The sequence below is a fragment of the Pseudomonas sp. SIMBA_068 genome (assembly GCF_046534705.1).
GTDB lineage: Bacteria > Pseudomonadota > Gammaproteobacteria > Pseudomonadales > Pseudomonadaceae > Aquipseudomonas > Aquipseudomonas putida.
On the sequence record NZ_JAWRYI010000626.1, the window covers coordinates 1 to 267 of the forward strand.

Consider the following 267-nt stretch of genomic DNA (forward strand, 5'->3'; position numbering starts at 1 on the left):
AATACCCTCAATAAAATTTACCGATTTAACCATTTGGCTAAAGCAACTGGCGAAAAGACCCGCGACCATAGCTCCCATAGAATGCCCGACTAAATGAACTTTGTCAGCACCAATAGCTTCAATAAATTGATAAACATCATCGATGTAATCAACAAAATAGTAATGTGCGTCATCACTGCGCCACGATGTTAAACCATGTCCAGAAAAATCAATACAGTACCAAGTTTGCTCTGGCTTTTGGCCATCAAGCATGGGCTTAAAACTTTT

General features: G+C 39.3%; 1 protein-coding gene. It reads right to left on the reverse strand.

The window, feature by feature from the left end:
• On the reverse strand, positions 1 to 252 hold a 252-nt coding region (locus tag SB756_RS30715; RefSeq protein ID WP_410913322.1), incomplete at its 3' end, for an alpha/beta fold hydrolase.
• Between the last annotated feature and the right edge of the window lie 15 nt (positions 253 to 267).